Raw genomic sequence first — 20,735 nt, 5'->3', positions numbered from 1 at the left:
GCCAGCCGTCAGCGCTGCGCTTCGGCGCGCAGATAGTCCACGAGCTGCTTGGCCGCCCGCGGCAGCGCCTTGAAGCTGCGCGCGCAGATCGTCAGCCGGCGGTTGGCCCAGGCGTCGCGGATCCTTATCGTCGTGATCGGCATCGACGCCGCGCAACGCCGCGCCGCGGTCTCCGGGATCACGGCGATGCCGACATCGGCGGCGACCATCTGGCAGATCGCATCGAAGCCGCGCAGGCGGGCGCGGAAGCGCAGCCGCGCACCGAGCTTTGCGGCGTGCCGCGAGATATGAACCTGCAGCGCGGACGTCGCCGTGAGCCCGACGAAATCGCGGCCGACCACTTCCTGGAAGTCGATCTGGCGACGGCCGCCGAGATCGCTGCGTCGCGACGCCACCAGCATCAGGCGGTCCTCGCTGAACAGGAAGCGCTCGACGCTGTCGGGCAGCGCGTGTTCCGCGGCGAAGCCGAGATCGGCGGCACCGCTGGCGATCGCGGTCGCGATATCGGTGCTCTCGCGCTCCTCGACATCGACGCTGATATCGGGATGTTCGTGCAGAAAGGCCGCGAGCGCCCGCGGCAGATGCTCCGAGAGGCCCGAGGTGTTGGCCAGCAGCAGCACGTTGGCGCGAACGCCGCTGGCATAGGCGGCGAGATCGCTTTGCAGCGCCTCGACATTGTGGATCACGATGCGGGCATGGCCGAGCAGGCTCTCGCCCGCCGCCGTCAGTTCGACGCCGCGGCGGCCGCGCTTGAGCAGCGCGACGCCGAGCGCCTCCTCGAGGCCCTTGATCCGCTCGCTGGCCGAAGCCAGCGCAAGATTCGCGCGCGCCGCGCCCTGCGTGATGCTGCGCGCATCGGAAACCGCGATGAACAATTGCAAATCGGTCAGGTCGAACCGCATGACGTTTCCCGCCCCATACCTTCGGACACCCCGAAGGCTAACTCCGTAACCTCCAGATTGTGCCGTTCGCATCGATCGGTCAATGTGCCGCCATGGTCGACCATCTCCTGATCTTCATCGCTTTCGCCTTCCTGCTCGCCGGCTTCGTCAAGGGTACGCTCGGCCTCGGCCTGCCGACGGTCGCGATGGGGCTGCTCGCAACCACGATGGCGCCGGGCCAGGCGATTGCGATCGTGATCGTGCCGGCGATCGTCACCAATATCTGGCAGACCTTCGTCGGTCCCTATCTGCGCGACATCATCAAGCGGCTGTGGCCGCTGATGCTCGGCACCGTGGCCGGGATCTGGATCAATGCCGGCCTACTGACCGGGCCTTACGCGGCGTACGGCACCGTGGTGCTGGGCGTGCTGCTGGTGATCTACGCAATCGTCGGCCTGAGCCGGTTCAGCTTCAAGGTCGCGCGGCGCGACGAGAAATGGATCGGCGGCATCGTCGGCGTCATCACTGGGCTGATCTCGGCGGCGACCGGCGTTCAGGTCATCCCCTCGATGCCGTTCATGCAGGCGATCGGCATGGAGAAGGACGAACTGGTGCAGGCGCTCGGCGTGTTCTTCACCACCGCGACCGTGGCGCTAGCCTTCAACCTCACGGCCTCGGGCCTGCTGACGGCAGCCACCGCGCTGCCGGGCGCGGTCGCGATGGCGGCGTCGTTCACCGGCATGTTCATCGGCCAGGCGGTTCGCACGCGGATGCATCCCGAGGCGTTCCGCCGCTGGTTCCTGATCTCGATGATCCTGCTCGGCATCTATCTCGCCGGCAGCGCGCTGCTCAAGATCCACGGCTAGAGCGGCAAAGCCAAAGCGCGCGCTAGCGCGCTTCCAGCGTCGCAACGCGGACGCCGAGATAGATGAAGAGCGCGCCGAGCGAGCGGTTGATCCAGGCGATCACGCCGGCCGATTGCCTGATGCGGCCGGCGGCCCGCGCCGCGAAGGCCGCAAGACCAAGGCACCACAGCGTGCCGCCGGTGATGAAGATCAGCCCGAGCACCAGGAAGGCGAGCGTCTTGTGTGGCGCGTCCGCCGCTACGAATTGCGGCAGGAAAGCCAGGAAGAACAGCGCCACCTTGGGGTTGAGGATATTGGTCAGCGCCCCCTGCCAGAACACGCGCGAGATCGAGGTCTCGCCGCCCTGGCCGGCGATCTCGGCGACCGGCGTGGCGCGCGAAAGCAGCATCTGCAGGCCGGTCAGCACCAGATAGGCCGCGCCGACCAGCTTGACGGCCAGGAACGCGGTCGACGAGGCCATCAGCAGCGCCGACAGGCCGATCGCCGCACCCAGCACATGGACCAGGCAACCGCAGCTGATTCCGATCGCAGCAGCGGCGCCGCCGCGCCATCCGAGCTGAATCGTGCGCCCGATGATATAGGCGGTATCCGGCCCCGGTGTGACGTTGAGCAGCAGCCCGGACAGGACAAACAGCCAAAGCTCGTGAATTCCCAGCATGTCAGCGACGTTAACCTATGCAAGTAACCGGCCGGAAAGGCTGATCCGCCAGCCGGCGCCATCCCGGCGACACACGAATTCAGTAGAGAAACGACTGTACCATCCGTTGGTCGCGTGCCAATTCCTGCTACTATGCATTATAGGTGCCTGCAAACCGGGCTTCCGCCGGACCCGGCCTGTCTTGTAAGTATCGGATTCGGTCACCGCGGCTAAAGTGGCCATTCCAGGGCACAGGAGACATGGAAAGACGGCTCGCTGCCATTCTTTGCGCTGATATCGCCGGCTATTCCCGCATGATGGGTGCCGACGAGGCGGGGACGCATGCCTCGTTCAAGGCGCACCGCAGCGCGATCTACCCGATCATCCTCAACCATGGCGGCCGTATCGTCAAAAACACCGGCGACGGCTTCCTGCTGGAATTTCCGAGCATCATCGGCGCGATCGAGGCCGCCGTCGCGATGCAGACCCTGATGGCCGAGCGCAACGAACATTTGCCGGCCGACCGCGCCATGCACTTCCGGATGGGCGTCCACATGGGCGACGTCATGGCCGACGAGGACGAGGTGTTCGGCGACGACGTCAACATCGCGGTCCGTCTCGAGACGGTCGCAACGCCCGGCGGCATCGCGGTGTCGGACAAGGCCCGCACCGAAGCGGGACGGCGGCTTGCCGTCACCCTCGTTGACGCCGGCCCGCACCGCTTCAAGAACATCGCCGAGCCGGTCAATGTCTGGACCTGGGCGCCGGCCGGGTCCGATGCCCAGGAGCAGGTTCCGGACGACGGCCCGCATCTGCCGGGGCAATATCGCACCGCCATCGTCGGCGTGCTGCCGTTCGACAATCTCAGCGGCGGCGCCGACGAATATTTCTCGGACGGCCTGACCGAGGACCTGATCCACGCGCTGTCGCTGCAATCCTTCTATCGCGTGCTGAGCCGCAACTCGACCTTCGCCTACAAGGGCAAGAACGTCTCGACGCGGCTGATCGCGCGCGAGATCGACGCAACCTATCTGATCCAGGGTTCGGTACGGCGCGCCGGCAACAAGATCCGCGTCTCCGCCGAACTGATCGCGCCCGAGAAGGGCGAGCAGCTGTGGACCGGCCGCTACGACCGCGACATGGGCGACCTGTTCGCGATGCAGGACGAGATCACCGCGAATCTCTCCGCCGCCGTCGCCCAGGAGATCTATCGCGCCGAGGCCTCGGCACCGGCGCGCTCGCCGAACGCCGAACTGACGGCGTGGGATCGCTTCCTGAAGGGGCTGTCGCACTACTACCACCAGACCAAGGACGATTGCGAAACCGCGATCGCGCTGTTCAAGGAGGCGATCGAGCTCGACCCTGCGCTGTCGATCGCGCGCGCCTATCTGGCGCTGATCCAGATCCAGAGCATCCAGTTCGGCTGGATTCCGAGCACGCGCGAATTGTGGGCTTCGTCAGTCAGCTTGGCCGAGAGCAGCGTGCGGCTCGACCCGCGCTCCTCGTTCGCGTTTTCGCTGCTGGCCTATCTGCACGCGATGCAGGGCCATTACGAAGCCGCGATGGATGCCATCAAGCGGGCGATCGAGCTCAACCCCTACGACATGGGCGCGCGCGGCGTGCTGGGAATCTGCCACATGGTGATCGGCGACCATCGCAAGGCGGTCGATCTGTTCTCGACGGCGGTCCAGCGCGGCAACAGCGACCCGCGCTACCAATGGGCGGCGCTGAACGCATTCAGCCATTATCTGCTCGGGCAATATGACGCGTCGCTGTCGTGGTCGCGCGAGGGGCTGTACCTGAACCCGAACCATCTGCAGTGCCTTGCGGTGCGCACCGCAGCGCTCGCCCAGCTCGGCCGCGCCGACGAGGCCGCGCAGGCAGCCGAGGCCCTGCTCGCCAACCATCCCGAGCTGACGGTCGAGCGTCACTTGCGCAATTTCCACTGGAAGAACCCGGCCGACATCGCGCATTATCGCGACGGCCTCTTGAAAGCCGGCCTGCCGTTCGGCAAACTCGCTCTGGTTGCGTCCACATCGAAATTCGCCGTCGACTCCTGAGCGAATTCATCCACCGGTAATGGATGCTTTTTAAGCTGACGCTTTTCAGGATGTGGTTTGATGTCCGATACGGCTGCAAGCACGGCGCCCGCCCCGCAGATTTCTCCTGACAATCCCTGCCCGTTCCTACGGGCGCTCGTCGCCGGCAACTATGTCGGCGGCCATATCGTGCCGCTGCCTGAACTGACCGGCACCATCGGACGCGCAACCGGCAAGACCGGGTTCGAGGGGTTCACCGCGCGGGCGAAGATCTTCATGGTGGCGCAGATCGCCAACGGCCTCGGTCCTTTCAGCCAGCTGCGCAGCCTGTTCCAGGGCGCCATTCTCGACGCGTTGCGCAACGGCCCGCTCGACAAGCACGGTGCCGGTTCGCGCATCCTCGACCAGCACGCGGTGGTCCACGAGGACGAGATCGCGCGGCTCGCGACCTTCGGCAAGGATTACAAGGCCCCCGACGGCAGCGTCGAACGCGGGCTGTCGGCCGCCGAGATCAAGACCTTCATGGCGGCGAATTTCCAGCGCGCCAAGGACGAGCATCCGCCGTCCTACGGCATCGTGCACTGCTACTATCCGCTCCTGATGCTCGGCGAGTGGCCGGTGCTGCTCGACATCATGGGCAGGGGCGAAGGCAAGGACCGCTATCTCAGCGTCGCCGAGGTCAGGACGCTGTTCGTGGACAATCGCTTTCCCGATCGGATCATCGCGCTGCTACAGCGCTAGATTTTTGTTTGACGCGTTTTCTTCACGCGAACCGGGATCCACTTCGCTCGAAAACGCCATATTTCACTTGAACAGCGGCGTGCCCGGCACGAACGCATCGAACGCCGCCCAGAATTGGCCGCGGTAGCGGTCCTGCTCCTGCAGGATCTCGTGCTTGGAGCCGGCGATCACGAGATGCGAGCCGGCGCGCAAGTGATAGGCGAACTCCTCGATCGCGGCCGTCGACACCACTTCGTCATTGCTCGCCGCCAGCATCAGGATCGGCTGGCGGATTTCGGACGGATACGACATGCCGCGGAAGGTGCGCATCGCAGTGAACGCGGTGTCGGCCCAGGCGATCGTCGGCGCCGCGATGCCGAGCGTCGGATCTTCTTCCAGGATCGCCGCGTTGCGGGCGTGGCGCACCGGATCGCTGGTCACGGGATTGCCGATGAAGGGCGCGAGGCCGACCAATTCGTCGCCGCCGCCGGGAACGTAGCGGCCGCCCTGCCCGGCCAGCCGCATGATCCTGAGCAGCGCGCTCGGGAAGAACGACACGCGGCGGCGCGGCAGGTCGATCATCGGCGCCGACAGCACCATGCGGTCGAACCAACGCTTGCCGGCATGCGCGAGGCGCAGCATCACCGCGCCGCCCATCGAATGCGCCAGCGCGAAATAGGGCGGCGGGCAGTCCGGCAGCACCACCTGCTGCACGAAGGTCTCGACGTCGACCTCGTAGTCGGCGAAGTCGCGCACATAGCCCTTGCGGGGATCGCGCAGCCGCCGCGACGAGTGGCCCTGCCCGCGCCAGTCGATCATCGCCACCGCAAAGCCGCGGTCGCGCAGATCGCGCACGGTCTCGAAATATTTTTCGATCATCTCGCCGCGTCCGCCGAACACGCAGACCGTGCCCTTGCGGCCGGGCGGCGGCGCCCAGCGTGCAAAGCGCAGCTCGGCCCCATCTGATGTCTTGATGGTGCCACTGACAACGTCGTCCGGAACCGGGTTGGCGGGAATCGAGACGAGCGTCATGAAGGGGACCGGAGTGGTGAGACAGGGTGGAGATCAAGGACGCCAGCGCCAAAAAATGCGACGCGGTTTCCGCCTCTTGAACGCGACGTGACCCCTCCCATATCACCTCCGTGCAGGCCGCTACCAGTGTTTCGGAACCGAAACATCAGGCTGCACACATCTAAGCCCGGCCCGATGGCGGGCGGGTAACTGAAACAGTCGCTCAATGGAGGACTATTCCTATGCGTAGCTACGACCTCACTCCGTTTTATCGTTCCACCGTCGGCTTCGACCGCCTCTTCAACCTGCTCGATCAGGTGACCTCGGACGGCAGCCCCGGCTATCCCCCCTACAACATCGAGCGCACCGGCGAGAATGCTTACCGGATTAGCGTTGCGGTCTCCGGCTTCTCGCAGGCCGATCTTTCGATCGTCGCGAAGGAGAACACGCTGACGATCAAGGGCGAGAAGAGCGCCAACGAGAACTCCGGCAACGGCTCCGAAGTGCTCTATCGCGGCATCGCCTCCCGCGCCTTCGAGCGCGTCTTCCAGCTTGCCGACTTCGTGCAGGTGAAGAACGCCTCGCTCGAGAACGGTCTGCTCCACGTCGATCTCGTCCGCGAGATTCCCGAGGCCAAGAAGCCCCGCAGCATTCCGATCGGCGGCGGCGAGAAGGCCCCGCAGGTCGTTGACGGCTCGGCCGGCAAGGTCGCCGCCTAAGCAACAAGCCCCGCGTCAGCAGATATTGGCTGATCGCGAAAACGCCCCGGGAAACCGGGGCGTTTTTTGTTGCGGCGGGCCGTGGCCCAGTTCAGGCCTTCGTAGCCCGGATGGAGCGAAGCGCAATCCGGGAAGGTCTTGTCGCCGAGACGTCCCCGGATTTCGCTGCGCTCCATCCGGGCTACGGATCTCACTCCAATCCCTGCACCTTGGGCATTGCCTGGGTCGGCAGGATCGCGGGCGCCGGCGCAGCCGGCGGTGGAGCACCCTGACCAACGGTCGGAGCCTCGGCTTGCTGGACGGCTTGCGGGGCAGCCGGGGCCTCGGCCGGCTTCGGGGCTTGCTCGGCCGGCGCGGGTGCGGCCGCCTGGGCAGGCTGCGGCGTGGCCGCCTGCGGAACGGCGGCCTGAGCCGCCGGGGTGGGAGCCTGAGCTGCCGCCGCCGGAACCTGAGCCGCCGGAGCCTGGGCGGCCGGAGCCTGGGCCTTGGCCGAGAGCGGACTGCGTTTGGGCACCGGCACGCGGCTGGCGACATGCGGGATCGGGAGCGGCGGGCGCGGCACCCGGGCCTGGATCGGCCGCGGCATCGGCCCGGCGGGACCGTCGGTCGCGCTCATTTCCTCTTCGTAATTGTCGCCGAGCCGAGAGGCCGGCGTGAAGCGGATGATGTGGCCGTCGCGCGCATCGATCACCAGCCGGCCGTCGTCGCCGCCCTGGTCGATCACCGAGATCGTGTAGACGAACCCGCGCTGCCGGGGCGCGCCAAGCGGCAGATAGCCGTTCTCGCGGAGCACGGTGTAGACCTCGACCGGCGGCAACAGGCTCGGCACACGGCCGTAGCGCGGCGGCGGCGGAACCTCGGGCATGGCGGCATAGGGCCCGGCCATGTCGGATACCCTGACCAAAAGCGGGTTGCCGATCCGGGCGGGCGTCGCCAGCTGGGCCTCGGCCGCGGCTGCGCTGAGCGCGAGGGCCGCGGCAGCAACCGAACCTGTGAACAACTTCATCGCCGTAACTCCTGTCTGCCCGCCCTTGGGAGCGTTCCCGCTCTCTTGCCGGCTTGCCCCGGGGCAAAATTTCAGTTTCAAATTCGGCGGTCCTTGGTCGCTCCTTGGGCCAGATCACGGCGTGTTTGCTTCGAATCAGGGGCGCGGCGCGGCCCGCCGAGCCGTTCGATCCGAGCATGCGGGCGAGGACTTCCTCGCGCTTGTGTGATAGACAAAAATTTGGCAAGGTCGTAGTTAGGACAGTAAAGCTGTCTCAATTGCGCGGCCATCCCGGCATAGGGATTGCAACGAGACCTCGGCGCCCCGAGCTCCGAGAATGCTGCAGGCAGGGCCGTCCCTCAGGGGACGTTGAAACGCCCGTCGTCTGAATTTAGGAAAATGAGGCTCGCGGCGGACGAGCGGTGGCCCGGTGGGTGCCGCAACGTCCAAGGTGCGCCAAATATGGTGGGGCCCTTACGAAAGGGAGAGGACACATGAGCGGGTCGGAATTCGAGCGCGAAAACATCGTGGCAGGAACGCTGTCGGCGACCGCGGACTCGAAAGCCGCCGAGCCCGCGCGTGAGTTGCATACTTGGCGCCCGGAAGCCGAAGGCCTGTTTGATCCGAGTCTGGAAAAGGATTCCTGCGGCGTCGGCTTCATCGCCAACATCAAGGGCCAGAAGTCGCACCAGATCGTCTCCGACGCGCTGAACATCCTGTGCAACCTCGAGCATCGCGGCGCCGTCGGCGCCGATCCGCGCGCCGGTGACGGCGCCGGCATCCTGGTGCAGATCCCGCACGCCTTCTTCGCGCGCAAGACCGGGGAGCTCGGCTTCAAGCTGCCGCAGCCCGGCGAATACGCCATCGGCGCGCTGTTCATGCCGCGCGATGCCGCGTGGCGTAACGTGATCAAGAGCATCATCGCCGACGAGATCAAGAACGAGGGCTTCAAGCTGCTCGGCTGGCGCGACGTGCCCAGTGACAATTCCTCGCTCGGCGTCACCGTGAAGCCGACCGAGCCCTACCACATGCAGGTCTTCATCGGCCGCAATGGCGCGGCCAAGACCGAGGACGATTTCGAGCGCCACCTCTACATCCTGCGCAAGTCGATCTCGCAGGCGATCTATCAGCGCCGCGACCGCGGCATGGCGGGGTACTATCCGTGCTCGCTGTCATGCCGCACCGTGATCTACAAGGGCATGTTCCTCGCCGACCAGCTCGGCAAGTACTATCCCGACCTGCATGAGGCCGACTTCGACAGCGCGCTTGCGCTGGTGCATCAGCGCTTCTCGACCAACACCTTCCCGACCTGGTCGCTGGCGCATCCGTACCGGATGATCGCCCATAACGGCGAAATCAACACGCTGCGCGGCAACGTCAACTGGATGGCGGCGCGGCAGGCTTCGGTGCATTCGGAGCTCTACGGCAAGGACATCAGCCGCCTCTGGCCGATCTCCTATGAAGGCCAGAGCGACACCGCCTGCTTCGACAACGCGCTCGAATTCCTGGTGCAGGGCGGGTACTCGCTGCCGCACGCCGTGATGATGATGATTCCGGAAGCGTGGGCCGGCAATCCCCTGATGGATGAGCAGCGCCGCGCGTTCTATGAATATCATGCCGCACTGATGGAGCCGTGGGACGGCCCGGCCGCGATCGCCTTCACCGACGGCCGCAAGATCGGCGCCACGCTCGATCGCAACGGCCTGCGCCCGGCGCGCTATCTCGTCACCAAGGACGACCGCATCGTGATGGCGTCCGAAATGGGCGTGCTGAAGATTCCGGAGGACCAGATCGTCACCAAGTGGCGGCTGCAGCCCGGCAAGATGCTGCTCGTCGACCTCGAGCAGGGCCGCCTGATTCCCGACGACGAGATCAAGGCCGACCTCGCCAAGAGCCATCCCTACAGCGACTGGCTGCATCGCACCCAGATCCAGCTCGAGGAGCTGCCGGATGCGCCGGCCAAGGGCGTGCGTTCCAACCTGCCGCTGCTCGATCGCCAGCAGGCGTTCGGCTACAGCCAGGAAGACATCGCGATCCTGATGACGCCGATGGCGGCCACCGGCGAGGAAGCCGCCGGCTCAATGGGCAACGACACGCCGATCTCGGCGCTGTCGGACAAGCCGAAGCAGCTGTTCACCTACTTCAAGCAGAACTTCGCGCAGGTGACGAACCCGCCGATCGATCCGATCCGCGAGGAAATCGTCATGAGCCTCGTCTCGATCATCGGGCCGCGGCCGAACCTGTTCGACCTGCAGGGTGTTGCCTCGACCAAGCGCCTCGAGGTGCGGCAGCCGATCCTGACCGACGCCGATCTGGAAAAGATCCGCTCGATCTCCGACGTCGCCGAGACCCATTTCAAGTCGCGCACGCTCGACACCACCTTCCACGCCGGCTTCGGCGCGGCGGGCATGGAGCAGGTGCTCGACGAGCTCTGCGCGCGCGCCGAGGGCGCGGTGCGCGAGGGCATCAACATCATCATCCTGTCGGACCGCATGACCGGCACCGACCGGATTCCGATCCCGTCGCTGCTGGCCTGCGCCGCCGTGCATCATCACCTGATCCGCACCGGCCTGCGCACCTCGGTCGGTCTCGTCGTGGAATCCGGCGAGCCGCGCGAGGTGCATCACTTCGCCTGCCTCGCCGGCTACGGCGCCGAAGCGATCAACCCCTATCTCGCGTTCGAAACCATCCTCGCGATGAAGGACCGGCTGCCCGGCGCGCTCGACGACTACGAGATCGTCAAGCGCTACATCAAGTCGATCGGCAAGGGCCTGCTCAAGGTGATGTCCAAGATGGGCATCTCGACCTACCAGTCCTATTGCGGCGCGCAGATCTTCGACGCGGTCGGCCTGAAGGCGGACTTCGTCGCCAAATATTTTGCCGGCACCCACACAAGGATCGAGGGCGTCGGCCTCGGCGAGATCGCCGAGGAGACGGTGCGGCGCCACACCGACGCGTTCGGTGACGGCCAGATCTACAAGAGCGCGCTCGATGTCGGCGGCGAATATGCCTACCGCACCCGCGGCGAGGACCACGCCTGGACCGCGGAATCGGTCTCGACGCTGCAGCATGCCGTGCGCGGCAATTCGCAGGAGCGCTACCGGGCGTTCGCCAAGATCCTCAACGAGCAGTCCGAGCGTCTCTTGACGCTGCGCGGCCTGTTCCGGATCAAGAGCGCCGAGGACGACAAGCGCAAGCCGGTCAAGCTCGAGGACGTCGAGCCGGCCAAGGATATCGTCAAGCGATTCTCGACCGGCGCGATGTCGTTCGGCTCGATCTCGCGCGAGGCGCACACCACGCTCGCGATCGCGATGAACCGGATCGGCGGCAAGTCGAACACCGGTGAAGGCGGCGAGGAGTCCGACCGCTTCAAGCCGATGCCCAACGGCGACAGCATGCGCTCGGCGATCAAGCAGGTCGCCTCGGGCCGGTTCGGCGTGACGACGGAATACCTCGTCAACTCCGACATGATGCAGATCAAGATGGCGCAGGGCGCCAAGCCCGGCGAAGGCGGCCAGCTGCCCGGCCACAAGGTCGACGCCACGATCGCCCGCGTCCGGCATTCGACGCCGGGCGTCGGCCTGATCTCGCCGCCGCCGCATCACGACATCTACTCGATCGAAGACCTCGCCCAGCTGATCTACGACCTCAAGAACGTCAATCCGGACGGTCAGGTCTCGGTGAAGCTGGTGTCCGAGGTCGGCGTCGGCACGGTTGCCGCCGGCGTCGCCAAGGCGCGCGCCGACCATGTGACGATCGCGGGCTTCGAGGGCGGCACCGGTGCCTCGCCGCTGACCTCGATCAAGCATGCCGGCTCGCCGTGGGAGATCGGTCTTGCCGAGACCCATCAGACGCTGGTGCGCCAGCAGCTGCGCAGCCGCATCGCGGTCCAGGTCGACGGCGGCTTCCGCACCGGCCGTGACGTCGTGATCGGCGCGCTGCTCGGGGCCGACGAGTTCGGCTTCGCCACCGCCCCGCTGATCGCGGCGGGCTGCATCATGATGCGCAAGTGCCACCTCAACACCTGCCCGGTCGGCGTCGCGACCCAGGATCCGGTGCTGCGCAAGCGCTTCACCGGCCAGCCCGAGCACGTCATCAACTACTTCTTCTTCGTCGCCGAGGAAGTCCGCGAGATCATGGCGCAGCTCGGCTACAAGACGTTCGACGAGATGGTCGGCCAGGTCCAGATGCTGGACCAGACCGCGCTGGTCTCGCACTGGAAGGCCAAGGGCCTCGATTTCTCCAAGCTGTTCGTGCGGCAGAAGGAGGAGAAGGGCCAGACGATCTATCACTCGGAGAGCCAGAACCACCATCTGGAAGCCGTGCTCGACCGCCGGCTGATCGGGCAGGCGCAGGCCGCGCTCGATCGCGGCGCCCCGGTCAAGATCGAGGAAGAGATCAACAACACCGACCGTTCCGCCGGCGCGATGCTGTCGGGCGCGGTGGCCAAGATCTACGGCCATGCCGGCCTGCCGCTCGACACCATCCATGTCGGCCTGAAGGGCACGGCGGGACAGGCGTTCGGCGCCTGGCTCGCCAAGGGCGTCACCTTCGACCTCGAGGGTGAAGGCAACGACTATGTCGGCAAGGGCCTCTCGGGCGGCTGCATCATCGTCAAGCCGCCGAAGATCTCCGGCATCGTGCCGGAGGAGTCGATCATCGTCGGCAACACCGTGATGTACGGCGCGATCGCGGGCGAGTGCTACTTCCGCGGCATCGCCGGCGAGCGCTTCGCGGTGCGCAACTCCGGCGCAGTCGCGGTCGTCGAAGGCGCCGGCGATCATTGCTGCGAATACATGACCGGCGGCATCGTCGTGGTGCTCGGCAAGACCGGACGCAACTTCGCGGCCGGCATGTCGGGCGGCATCGCCTATGTGCTGGACGAGACCGGCGACTTCGACAAGCTCTGCAACCTTTCGATGGTCGAGCTCGAGCCGGTGCTGTCGGAGGAGATGATCAACGCCGACACCTACCACCACTCCGGCGATCTCGAGGCGCATGGCCGGGTCGACGTGTTCCAGAACCTGCTCGACTCCGATGTGGAGCGGCTGCACGTCCTGGTCACGCGTCACGCCAAGCTGACGGGTTCGAAGAAGGCGGCGGAGATCCTCGCCGACTGGAAGAGCTGGCTGCCGAAATTCCGCAAGGTGATGCCGGTGGAGTACCGCCGCGCGCTGAAGGAAATGAAGGCCAACGCCGACGCCGAGCCGAAGATCGCGATCGGCGCGTAAGCCTGAAAGACCCTCATGGTGAGGAGGCGCGCAGCGCCGTCTCGAACCATGAGGCCGCCACACGGGCCTCCATCCTTCGAGACGCGGCGCACGCGCCGCTCCTCAGGATGAGGGTCAAACAGAACAGACGAACACATGATGCAGGGGCATCGGGTTTCAATGGGCAAGATCACAGGTTTTCTCGAGATCGAGCGGCATGACCGCAAGTACGAGCCGGTCGCCGATCGACTCAAGAACTTCAGGGAATTCGTCATTCCGCTGAGCGAGAAGGACACGCGCGACCAGGCTGCGCGCTGCATGAATTGTGGCATCCCCTATTGCCACGGCACCGGCTCGACCGCGCCGGGCACGCCGGGCTGCCCGGTCAACAACCAGATCCCCGATTTCAACGACCTCGTCTATCAGGGCAACTGGGAAGAAGCCTCGCGCAACCTGCACTCGACCAACAATTTCCCCGAATTCACCGGCCGCATCTGCCCGGCGCCGTGCGAGGCGTCCTGCACGCTCAACATCGACGACAACCCGGTCACCATCAAGACCATCGAATGCGCGATCGTCGACCGCGCCTGGGACAATGGCTGGCTGAAGCCGGAGATCGCAGCCGTCAAGACCGGCAAGAAGGTCGCCGTGATCGGCTCGGGTCCCGCCGGCATGGCCGCCGCGCAGCAGCTCGCGCGCGCCGGCCACGAGGTGCATGTCTACGAGAAGTTCGCCAAGGCCGGCGGCCTGCTGCGCTACGGCATTCCCGACTTCAAGATGGAGAAGGGCATCATCGACCGCCGCGTGGCGCAGATGGAAGCCGAGGGCGTCACCTTCCATTACGGCAAGGCCGTCGGCGGCTCGACGCCCGGTGCGATCGATCCGCAGGAGCTCGCCAAGCAGTATGACGCCGTGGCGCTGACCGGCGGCGCGGAAGCCCCGCGCGATCTGCCGATCCCCGGCCGCGAGCTTTCCGGCATTCACTTCGCGATGGACTTCCTGCCGCAGCAGAACCGCCGCGTCTCCGGCGAGCCGCTGAACGGCGCCGCCGACATCCTTGCCGGCGGCAAGCATGTCGTCGTGATCGGCGGTGGCGACACCGGCTCGGACTGCATCGGCACCTCGTTCCGGCAAGGCGCAAAGTCGGTGACCCAGCTCGAGATCATGCCGGCGCCGCCCGAGCACGAGAACAAGGGCGTGACCTGGCCGAACTGGCCGCTGAAGATGCGCACGTCCTCGAGCCAGGCCGAAGGCGCGGTGCGCGAATTTGCGGTGCTGACGACGAAGTTCGAAGGCGTCGACGGCAAGGTGACGAAGCTGCATTGCGTCAAGGTCGACGACAAGTTCAAGCCGCTGCCCGGCACCGAGTTCACGCTCGACGCCGAGCTCGTGCTGCTGGCGATGGGCTTCGTCCATCCGGTGCACGAGGGCCTGCTCAAGACGCTGGGCGTCGAGCTCGACCAGCGCGGCAACGTCCGCGCCTCCCTGCAGGACTACCAGACCTCGCGCGCGAAGATCTTCTCCGCCGGCGACATGCGCCGCGGCCAGTCGCTCGTGGTCTGGGCAATTCGCGAAGGCCGCCAGTGCGCGCGCTCAATCGACACCTTCCTGATGGGGAAGACGGATCTGCCGGGGTAGGCGCCCCGGCCTTTTCGGCAAGCACTCTCCACACACTGAACTGTCGTCGCCCGCGAAAGCGGGCGATCCAGTATTCCAGAGACGTCCGAGATCGAACGGAGAAGCCGCAGCGTACTGGATGCCCGCATGCGCGGGCATGACGAGCTATCGCAGCGGAACGTGAATGCCTCGTCGGCTCAGTTCTGCACCCGCACGCCGAGCATCACCACCGTCGACGCCGAGCTCTGTCCCGCGAGGTTCGAATCCAGCCAGTCGCGGCGCACGGTGCCCTTGATCCAGAGGCTGCGGGTCATCTTGTAGATCAAATCGGCGGACACCGAGTAGATCGTGTCGTTGCGGTTGTCGCCCTGGTAATCGAGCGTGCCGTAGGTGAACTTGCCGATGCCGGTCAGCCAGCGGCGGAAGTCGTGGTCGACCTCGACGGTGTAGGTGCGCGACAGCACGCCCGAGGTGCCGGGCAGCGTGGTCTCGCCGATCTGGGTGTCGGAATAGAATTTGACTGTGGTCAGCGGCGTCGCGGTCCAGGTCAGCGAGGCGGTGGTGAGCAGGCCTTCGAGACGGTTGAGCCGCGTGTCGGCGTAATCGCGCATCGCGTAGCCGATCGAGACCTCGCCGAACAGCAGCCGCGTGAACTCGAACGAGGTGCCGGCCTTGACGTAGCCGCCCGAGGAGTTGCGCGCGTAACCATTGCGGTCGAGATAGAGATCGTGGAAGCGGCTGTCGCCCTGCACTTCGACGAACGGCTTCACCGCCGGGTTGAGCTCGTAGCTCACCCGGCCGACGCCGCCATATTGCGTGAAGTTGCGATCGTCGTTCGACGACGAGGTGCCGTCGGTGAGCTTCGACCATTGGTAATCGGTGCGGTCGACGGTGGCGCCGAGCGAGACCTGCATGCGGTTGAAATTCTGGTCGATTCCGAAGGTGCCGCCGACGGTGGTGTAGATCGGATATCTGGCGAGGCCGGCCTGCACGTTCGGGCTGCCGGGATTGTCGGTCGAGACCAGCAGGCGGGCCTGCCCCAGGAGATGCGTGTCTCTTGAGACGTCGAGCCGGCCGTCGATATGACCAATGAAGTTCGGACGGTCGATGTCGAGCGGCGCCGACAGCGGCGTGCCGTCGACATTCGGCGTCAGCCCGGAGCCATAGCCCGTGAAGGAGCCGCGCAAATCCGCGACGACGGCGTGACGCTCCCAGTCGGAGACCGCGAGGAATTCCGGCGCGACCATGTAAAACGCCTTGCCCTGCGGCGAGTAGAGCCGGCCCGGATTGGTGTCGTAGCCCGCCATCACCTCGACCGCGGTCTTGACCATGAACGAGCCGGCGTAGTCGCCGACCGCGCCGAACGGATCGTCGTCGATCTTGAGCCGCTTGCGCGGCGGCTGGCCGACGATGGTGCCGGCCATCGCCGGCGGCAGCGGCGTCTTGTTGGCGGTCTCCGAGGGCGGGATCGACAGCCGCAGCTGCCCCGTGGTGTTCAATGGCGCCGGCGTCGGCTGCGGCGAGCCGGGTCCCACCGGCGGCTTCGGTTTGGCCTGGCCCGGGTAATATTTCGGCTTCTGGCGTTTGCGGTTGAGCGAGTCATAGCCTGATGTCGAGGCGCCGTTCGCCGCGGGGAGCCCGTAGGTCGGGACCTGCCCGATCCGCGTCGTCGTTGATGTCGATGAAGACGAACGGCGATCGCGATCGGCATCGGGCAGCTTCAGGCCGTTCAGCGGATCCTTGGCGTCGGCCGTGGTCCGGCGCAGCGGCGAATCCTGGGTGATCACCTGGCTCTGGCGATTGGAGCTGAACAGATCGGGCGTCACGGTCTGGGCCGCGGCGAATCCGGTGGCCGCGGTCAGCGCCACAGCAGTCATGGCAAGACATGGCAAAACCGCGCGGACAACGCATCCACGCCGGTCTGGGCCGCTTGCTGGCCGCCGCAACACGATGGAAATACTCCAACGAATTCATGCGCTTGTCGGACGCACTCCACCGGGCGGCGGAAAACGTCGTTAATGGAGTTAAAACAATTATGGTTAATGAGCCGTTGAGGATCGGCCGCCGCGCGTCGCATCGCGGAATCGAACGTGCTAAGGGAGACGCCCGGGTGCAAAACCCCTCCCCTGGAATCCGTAATGGCCAAACCGAAACCGCTGATGACCAAATCATCCGGCCCCGATGACGGCGCCGTTCAATCGGCGCTCCGCACCCTCGATGCCGAAGCAAGCGGCGTCGCAGCCCTTTCCGCAGCACTGAAGTCCGACCTCGGCGCGCCGTTCGCGGCCGCGGCGGAGCTGATCGGCAACGCCAAAGGACGGCTGATCGTCACCGGGCTCGGCAAGTCCGGCCATATCGGGCGCAAGATCGCCGCGACTTTTGCCTCGACCGGCACGCCGGCGTTCTTCGTGCACGCCGCCGAAGCGAGCCATGGCGACCTCGGCATGATCACGATCGATGACGTGATCCTGGCGCTGTCATGGTCCGGCGAGCAGCCGGAGATGCGCAACCTGATCGCCTATGCCGCGCGCTTCGGCATTCCGCTGATCGCGATGACGGCCGACAAGGATTCGACGCTGAGCAAGGCCGCCGACGTGCAGCTGACGCTGCCGAAGGCCCGCGAGGCCTGCCCGCACAATCTGGCGCCGACCACGTCCTCGCTGATGATGCTGGCGCTCGGCGATGCGCTGGCGATCGCGCTGCTCGAAGGCCGCGGCTTCACCTCGACCGATTTCAGCGTGCTGCATCCGGGCGGCAAGCTCGGCGCGCTCCTGAAATATGCCCGCGACCTGATGCATGGCGGCGACGCGCTGCCGCTGAAGCCACTCGGCACCAAGATGTCCGATGCGCTGGTCGAGATGACCTCCAAGGGCTTTGGCTGCGTCGGCATCGTCGACCGCCACGGCCATCTCGTCGGCATCGTCACCGACGGCGATCTGCGCCGGCAGCTGCGCCGCCCCGACCTTTTGATGGTGTCGGTCGAGGAGGTCATGACCAAAACGCCGAAGACGATCAGCCGCGACACGCTGGCCGGCGAAGCGCTGGAGCTGCTCAACGCCTCGAAGATCACGACGCTGATCGTGACCGACGCCAAGAAGCCGGTCGGCATCATCCATCTGCACGATCTGCTGCGGGCGGGTGTCGCGTAGGCCCTTTTGTCATTCCCCGATGCGCAATGGCGCATCTGGGGGCGCGCCTCTTGGCGCGAGCCTCGAAATGACAGCGATTACCTCGGAAACCGCGCCGCCGTCGTCTCCAGCGGCAGGGCCAGCGCGTTGGCGAGGTAGGAGACCGTGCGGTAGAAGCCGCACAGCAGGATGATCTCCAGGATCTGGTCCTCATCGTAATGCGCCGACAGCGCCGCGAATTCCGCGTCATCCAGCGTCGCGCGGGCATGCAGCGCATCGACCGCCGCGATCATCGCCTGTTCGGCCGGCGACCAGCAGTCGGCATCGGCCGCACCGCGCACGGTGGCGTAGACCTGCTGCGCCGTCAGTTCGGCGGCCGCGCCGAACGCCGTGACATGGACGCCCCATTCATATTCGCAGGCGTTGAGCGCGCAGGTGCGGTCGATCACGATCTCGCGCTCCCTGAGCGACAACGGCCCGCGGTCCAGCAGGCTGCCACCGCGAAACTTCTCCCAGGCGCGTGGATGGCCGGCCATCATGCGGAACAGTAGCAGCGGCGGCTTGCCGCGCATGATGCGATCGAAATGCTGTTGAACGTCCGCCGGATAGGGCGGATCGAGCGGCGCGAGGCGTGACATGGGCTGATCCTATTGCTACATTTAATGTAGCATTACGCTACAATATCTGTAGCGACTCGCAAGAGGGATTCGAAAGGAATTCGCGACATGTCGAAGCAGGGCCCAGTCACAAGACCCGCCGTCCGCGGCTCGCGGACCGGCCGCCCGATCATGGCGCTGCTCGATCTCTTGGGACGGCGCTGGACCTTGCGCATCATCTGGGAGCTCCGGGAGGGCGCGCTGACCTCGCGCGCGCTGCGCACCGCGTGCGACGAGGCCTCGCCGACCATCCTGCAGACGCGATTGACGGAGCTGCGCGAGGCCGGCTTCGTCGAACTATCGGAGGATGGTTACGGCCTCACCGCGCTCGGGCGGGAGCTGTTCCAGACCTTCACGCCGCTCCATCGTTTCGCCGAGCGCTGGAGCAAGCGGGGCGCCAGCTAGACCGCGGCGACCGTCAGTGCGTAGCCCGCATGAGCGGAGCGATATGCGGGACCGGTTTCCCCGGGTATCGCGGAGCCTGTCATCGGGCGCGCATTCGCGCGACCCGTTGGCTCACCCGGGCTACGGATTACTCGTCCGAAGCAGCATTCGACGCTCGGGCGAAGTCGTCGTCGATGGCTCAGGTCAAACTAAGCGATCGCCACCGTCAAGCTCGCGCCGTCGGCGCGGACCACCTTCACCCGGCTGCCGGCCGGCGCATCGGGGCCGGCGACGCGCCACACCGTGTCATCGATCCGCACCGTGCCCGATCCGTCGATGATCGGTTTCTCCAGGGTGAATTCGCGGCCGACCAGGGCTTCGTTGCGGCGGTTGAGGAACGGGTTGGTCTTGCTCGCCGCGGTCGCGCCCTTCGCAAAATGCCGCCATGCCGGCACCGCCAACGCGGCGAACACTGCGAACATCAGGAGCTGCGTTTGCCAGGACGGCGTGAAAGCGAACGACAGCAGGCCCACAAGGAGCGCCGCGAGCCCGAGCCAGAACAAGAATACCCCGGGCGCCGCGAGCTCCAGCGCCATCAGGATGAAGCCGAAGATCAGCCAGTTCCAGGTACCCAATGTCGAAAACATCTCGGCCATGACAGGACCTCTACCATTGCGGGCGCGACGCCGTCACGCCCTCACCGCTGCGGCGGCACCGGCGGTGGCACCGGTGGGCCGGCCAGCGGGACCGAGCCGCCGCGCCGTGCTGCGGCCGTAGCGGACGCCGCACTCTCGCCGAAGGTAGCGCGGGCGATCTCGCCGATGCCGGCCAGCGAGCCCAGCACGCTCGAGGTTTCGATCGGTAGCATCAAGACCTTCTGGTTCGGCGATTCCGCGAGCTGGCCGAACGCCTTGATGTACTTGTCGGCGATGAAATAGTTCAGCGCGGCAACGTCGCCCTTGGCGATCGATTCCGACACCATCTGGGTCGCCTTGGCCTCGGCCTCGGCGAGCCGCTCGCGCGCCTCGGCGTCGCGGAAGGCGGCTTCGCGGCGGCCTTCGGCCTGCAGGATCTGACCCTGCTTGGCGCCCTCGGCGCGCAGGATTTCGGATTGCCGCTGGCCCTCGGCCTGCAAGATGTCGGCGCGCTTGACGCGCTCGGCCTTCATCTGCCGGCCCATCGCCTCGACGAGGTCGGCCGGCGGCACGATGTCCTTGATCTCGATGCGGTTGACCTTGACGCCCCAGGGCGACACCGCGGCGTCGACCACGCGCAGCAGCCGCTCGTTGATCTCGTCGCGATGCGACAGCACCTGGTCGAGATCCATCGAGCCCATCACCGAGCGGATGTTGGTCATGGTCAGGACGGTGATCGCCTGGTTGAGATTGGCGACCTCGTAGCTCGCCTTCGCGGCATCGAACACCTGGTAGAACGCGACGCCGTCCACCGTCACAGTGGCGTTGTCCTTGGTGATCACCTCCTGCTCGGGAATGTCGATCACCTGCTCCATCATGTTGATCTTGCGACCGATGCGATCGAAGTAGGGCACGATCAGATTGAGACCGGGCGACAACGTGCGGGTGTATTTGCCGAACCGCTCGATGGTCCAGTCATAACCCTGCGGAACGGTCTTGATCCCGGCGAACAGCGTAACGATGACGAGAAGAACAAACGCGATCGCGAAAACGTCGAAGCCAGTCATAAATTCCTCCAGGGCCGGCGAGACCGTCGCCAGTCACGGTCGTGCATTGGTCGGCAGGACCGCTCCGCCGGTTCAGCCGGCTGTTGTTCTCCCTAGCACATAGGAAGCTGCCGTCCGACTACCAGATGCAAGTGAATAGCCGTGTCCGGTGTCACTGATCGTTAACAATCAGGTCCAGCC

Annotated in this window: 16 protein-coding genes; 8 read left to right on the top strand and 8 right to left on the bottom strand. The window is 65.9% G+C overall.

What is annotated here, in order from left to right:
- Window positions 1–8: 8 nt before the first annotated feature.
- Window positions 9–902 (bottom strand): LysR family transcriptional regulator, encoded by an 894-nt coding sequence (locus IF803_RS38915; protein ID WP_018269712.1) that lies wholly within the window; start codon window positions 900–902, stop codon window positions 9–11.
- A gap of 92 nt (window positions 903–994) precedes the next feature.
- Between IF803_RS38915 and IF803_RS38910 the strand changes: the two genes are divergently transcribed.
- A complete protein-coding gene (locus IF803_RS38910; RefSeq protein ID WP_028341339.1) occupies window positions 995–1,747 on the top strand; it encodes a sulfite exporter TauE/SafE family protein in 753 nt (250 codons plus the stop codon).
- Window positions 1,748–1,769: 22 nt separating this feature from the next.
- On the opposite strand, the gene IF803_RS38905 is transcribed toward IF803_RS38910, so the two are convergent.
- Window positions 1,770–2,405, bottom strand: coding sequence for a LysE family translocator (locus IF803_RS38905; RefSeq protein WP_461195788.1), 636 nt, complete (start codon window positions 2,403–2,405; stop codon window positions 1,770–1,772).
- Window positions 2,406–2,644: 239 nt separating this feature from the next.
- Between IF803_RS38905 and IF803_RS38900 the strand changes: the two genes are divergently transcribed.
- Both IF803_RS38900 and IF803_RS38895 read left to right on the top strand, forming a co-directional pair.
- A complete protein-coding gene (locus IF803_RS38900) occupies window positions 2,645–4,444 on the top strand; it encodes an adenylate/guanylate cyclase domain-containing protein (protein ID WP_038384344.1) in 1,800 nt (599 codons plus the stop codon).
- A gap of 60 nt (window positions 4,445–4,504) precedes the next feature.
- A complete protein-coding gene (locus IF803_RS38895) occupies window positions 4,505–5,164 on the top strand; it encodes a hypothetical protein (RefSeq protein WP_461195787.1) in 660 nt (219 codons plus the stop codon).
- A gap of 63 nt (window positions 5,165–5,227) precedes the next feature.
- On the opposite strand, the gene IF803_RS38890 is transcribed toward IF803_RS38895, so the two are convergent.
- Window positions 5,228–6,175, bottom strand: coding sequence for an alpha/beta fold hydrolase (locus IF803_RS38890; protein WP_411783383.1), 948 nt, complete (start codon window positions 6,173–6,175; stop codon window positions 5,228–5,230).
- A 221-nt stretch (window positions 6,176–6,396) separates the two neighbouring features.
- On the opposite strand from IF803_RS38890, the gene IF803_RS38885 reads away from it, so the two are divergent.
- Window positions 6,397–6,873 (top strand): Hsp20 family protein, encoded by a 477-nt coding sequence (locus tag IF803_RS38885; protein WP_461195786.1) that lies wholly within the window; start codon window positions 6,397–6,399, stop codon window positions 6,871–6,873.
- A 190-nt stretch (window positions 6,874–7,063) separates the two neighbouring features.
- Here IF803_RS38885 and IF803_RS38880 read toward each other — a convergent pair whose 3' ends face one another.
- Window positions 7,064–7,879, bottom strand: a complete 816-nt coding sequence (locus tag IF803_RS38880) for a hypothetical protein (RefSeq protein WP_461195785.1) — start codon at window positions 7,877–7,879, stop codon at window positions 7,064–7,066.
- 473 nt (window positions 7,880–8,352) lie between these two features.
- On the opposite strand from IF803_RS38880, the gene gltB reads away from it, so the two are divergent.
- Both gltB and IF803_RS38870 read left to right on the top strand, forming a co-directional pair.
- Window positions 8,353–13,089, top strand: coding sequence for a glutamate synthase large subunit (gltB, locus tag IF803_RS38875; protein ID WP_461195784.1), 4,737 nt, complete (start codon window positions 8,353–8,355; stop codon window positions 13,087–13,089).
- 159 nt (window positions 13,090–13,248) lie between these two features.
- Window positions 13,249–14,706: a glutamate synthase subunit beta gene (locus tag IF803_RS38870; RefSeq protein ID WP_461195783.1), complete on the top strand. Its 1,458-nt coding sequence runs from the start codon at window positions 13,249–13,251 to the stop codon at window positions 14,704–14,706.
- 176 nt (window positions 14,707–14,882) lie between these two features.
- Here the strand turns inward: IF803_RS38870 and IF803_RS38865 are convergent, their stop codons facing one another.
- A complete protein-coding gene (locus IF803_RS38865) occupies window positions 14,883–16,562 on the bottom strand; it encodes an outer membrane beta-barrel protein (RefSeq protein WP_461195782.1) in 1,680 nt (559 codons plus the stop codon).
- Window positions 16,563–16,823: 261 nt separating this feature from the next.
- Here IF803_RS38865 and IF803_RS38860 point away from each other — a divergent pair, with 261 nt between their 5' ends.
- Complete coding sequence (locus IF803_RS38860; protein ID WP_461195781.1) at window positions 16,824–17,834, top strand: KpsF/GutQ family sugar-phosphate isomerase; 1,011 nt, start codon at window positions 16,824–16,826, stop codon at window positions 17,832–17,834.
- Between the two features lie 77 nt (window positions 17,835–17,911).
- On the opposite strand, the gene IF803_RS38855 is transcribed toward IF803_RS38860, so the two are convergent.
- Window positions 17,912–18,451: a carboxymuconolactone decarboxylase family protein gene (locus tag IF803_RS38855; RefSeq protein WP_461195780.1), complete on the bottom strand. Its 540-nt coding sequence runs from the start codon at window positions 18,449–18,451 to the stop codon at window positions 17,912–17,914.
- 87 nt (window positions 18,452–18,538) lie between these two features.
- Between IF803_RS38855 and IF803_RS38850 the strand changes: the two genes are divergently transcribed.
- Window positions 18,539–18,874, top strand: coding sequence for a winged helix-turn-helix transcriptional regulator (locus IF803_RS38850; protein WP_461195779.1), 336 nt, complete (start codon window positions 18,539–18,541; stop codon window positions 18,872–18,874).
- A gap of 188 nt (window positions 18,875–19,062) precedes the next feature.
- Here the strand turns inward: IF803_RS38850 and IF803_RS38845 are convergent, their stop codons facing one another.
- Together IF803_RS38845 and IF803_RS38840 are read right to left on the bottom strand one after the other, a co-directional pair.
- On the bottom strand, window positions 19,063–19,509 hold the full coding sequence (locus IF803_RS38845; protein WP_304498608.1) for an NfeD family protein: 447 nt from the start codon (window positions 19,507–19,509) through the stop codon (window positions 19,063–19,065).
- A gap of 41 nt (window positions 19,510–19,550) precedes the next feature.
- Window positions 19,551–20,555: an SPFH domain-containing protein gene (locus IF803_RS38840; RefSeq protein ID WP_461195778.1), complete on the bottom strand. Its 1,005-nt coding sequence runs from the start codon at window positions 20,553–20,555 to the stop codon at window positions 19,551–19,553.
- Window positions 20,556–20,735: the final 180 nt, after the last annotated feature.

This window comes from Bradyrhizobium sp. UFLA06-06 (assembly GCF_054820065.1).
The sequence above is the reverse complement of the archived record's forward strand: the minus strand, read 5'-3'. Positions and strand labels throughout refer to the sequence as shown.

Coding starts and splice junctions, on each gene's coding strand:
- IF803_RS38915 (WP_018269712.1), bottom strand. CDS start 902: ATGCGGTTCGACCTGACCGATTTGCAATTGTTCATCGCGGTTTCCGAT.
- IF803_RS38910 (WP_028341339.1), top strand. CDS start 995: ATGGTCGACCATCTCCTGATCTTCATCGCTTTCGCCTTCCTGCTCGCC.
- IF803_RS38905 (WP_461195788.1), bottom strand. CDS start 2,405: ATGCTGGGAATTCACGAGCTTTGGCTGTTTGTCCTGTCCGGGCTGCTG.
- IF803_RS38900 (WP_038384344.1), top strand. CDS start 2,645: ATGGAAAGACGGCTCGCTGCCATTCTTTGCGCTGATATCGCCGGCTAT.
- IF803_RS38895 (WP_461195787.1), top strand. CDS start 4,505: ATGTCCGATACGGCTGCAAGCACGGCGCCCGCCCCGCAGATTTCTCCT.
- IF803_RS38890 (WP_411783383.1), bottom strand. CDS start 6,175: ATGACGCTCGTCTCGATTCCCGCCAACCCGGTTCCGGACGACGTTGTC.
- IF803_RS38885 (WP_461195786.1), top strand. CDS start 6,397: ATGCGTAGCTACGACCTCACTCCGTTTTATCGTTCCACCGTCGGCTTC.
- IF803_RS38880 (WP_461195785.1), bottom strand. CDS start 7,879: ATGAAGTTGTTCACAGGTTCGGTTGCTGCCGCGGCCCTCGCGCTCAGC.
- gltB (WP_461195784.1), top strand. CDS start 8,353: ATGAGCGGGTCGGAATTCGAGCGCGAAAACATCGTGGCAGGAACGCTG.
- IF803_RS38870 (WP_461195783.1), top strand. CDS start 13,249: ATGGGCAAGATCACAGGTTTTCTCGAGATCGAGCGGCATGACCGCAAG.
- IF803_RS38865 (WP_461195782.1), bottom strand. CDS start 16,562: ATGACTGCTGTGGCGCTGACCGCGGCCACCGGATTCGCCGCGGCCCAG.
- IF803_RS38860 (WP_461195781.1), top strand. CDS start 16,824: ATGGCCAAACCGAAACCGCTGATGACCAAATCATCCGGCCCCGATGAC.
- IF803_RS38855 (WP_461195780.1), bottom strand. CDS start 18,451: ATGTCACGCCTCGCGCCGCTCGATCCGCCCTATCCGGCGGACGTTCAA.
- IF803_RS38850 (WP_461195779.1), top strand. CDS start 18,539: ATGTCGAAGCAGGGCCCAGTCACAAGACCCGCCGTCCGCGGCTCGCGG.
- IF803_RS38845 (WP_304498608.1), bottom strand. CDS start 19,509: ATGGCCGAGATGTTTTCGACATTGGGTACCTGGAACTGGCTGATCTTC.
- IF803_RS38840 (WP_461195778.1), bottom strand. CDS start 20,555: ATGACTGGCTTCGACGTTTTCGCGATCGCGTTTGTTCTTCTCGTCATC.